Raw genomic sequence first — 1,158 nt, 5'->3', positions numbered from 1 at the left:
CTTATCGTTTATTTTAGTTTCGTCAAAACCTAATAAACTATATTTGGAACTCTCTTTCAACTATTTAAAACTTTCAGAATACAATCTAGCTAATATATCCACTTTTACCAAGATTTTATATACCTTACCAGTTTGCTGTTGGAATTTTGTTGGCTGCTATGGGGTTATTTATAATGTATTATGTATTAATCTCGATATCAGAGTTGTTTGTAAGTGCAATTGGACTGAGTATGATAGGTATATACTGTGATAGTAAAACAATAGGTTTTGCAATGAGTGCATGGTATATATCTTCATCTATGGCAAATTCTATTACAGGATTATTAAACCAGGTAGTAGCTCTTCCAAAAGATGTTATTAGCACCGTAGATAGTGCTAGTTTGTATCAAAGTTATTTTTTTGATACAAGTGTGAGTGTTATGTTTGTAGGAGTATTTGTGCTTATACTTGCATATTTTTTGATAAGATTTATGAGAAGAAAAAATATAGAATTTGTATAAGTATTAACCTAAATTAGGAGCATTGAAGTTTCTTTTAGCAGCTTCTTGATCTAGCAGATATAAACCACTATCTTTAACAATTTTGATCTTATTGATCATATCACCAACAGTAGCTTCCTCCTCAACTTGTTCATCTATAAACCATTGTAGAAAACTCTTAGTAGCATGTTCTCTTTCTTCTAGTGCTATATCCATTAGATTATAAAATCTAGTCGTAACTTCTTGTTCATGCTCAAGAGTAGTTTCAAAAGCTTTAAGTAACGAATTAAAATTATTTTGTGGTGCAGCAACAGATTTAACTTCAATACGACCATTTTTATTATAGATAAATTTCATGATCTTTTTTGCATGGAAAAGCTCTTCTTCATACTGAGCCATAAACCAATTAGTGAAGCCACCTAAACCAAGGTCAGATGTGTAACCAGCCATAGCAAGATAAAGATTAGCTGATTCTAGTTCATAATTAAATTGGTCATTTAAAGCATTAAGTAATTTTTGTGATAGCATAGTATTTTCCTTATTTTTTATCGTTCTATTACAGTTTAAATGTTTTTGAAATCATATGCAAATTATATAGCTAGATTGTATTCTGAAAGTTTTAAATAGTTGAAAGAGAGTTCCAAATATAGTTTATTAGGTTTTGACGAAACTAAAATAA

At 29.4% G+C, this 1,158-nt stretch carries 1 protein-coding gene and 1 pseudogene; one reads left to right on the top strand and one right to left on the bottom strand.

What is annotated here, in order from left to right; translation table 11 throughout:
* Positions 1-92: 92 nt before the first annotated feature.
* Positions 93-500: pseudogene (locus F8C69_RS10140) on the top strand (peptide MFS transporter); the annotation flags it as partial.
* A gap of 3 nt (positions 501-503) precedes the next feature.
* Here F8C69_RS10140 and F8C69_RS10135 read toward each other — a convergent pair.
* A complete protein-coding gene (locus F8C69_RS10135; RefSeq protein ID WP_159185047.1) occupies positions 504-1,007 on the bottom strand; it encodes a ferritin in 504 nt (167 codons plus the stop codon).
* Positions 1,008-1,158 lie beyond the last annotated feature (151 nt).

The organism is Francisella noatunensis subsp. noatunensis (genome assembly GCF_009823375.1).
GTDB classification, from domain to species: Bacteria; Pseudomonadota; Gammaproteobacteria; order Francisellales; family Francisellaceae; genus Francisella; species Francisella noatunensis.
This window is presented reverse-complemented; position numbering and strand designations above follow the sequence as displayed.

Coding starts and splice junctions, on each gene's coding strand:
- F8C69_RS10135 (WP_159185047.1), bottom strand. CDS start 1,007: ATGCTATCACAAAAATTACTTAATGCTTTAAATGACCAATTTAATTAT.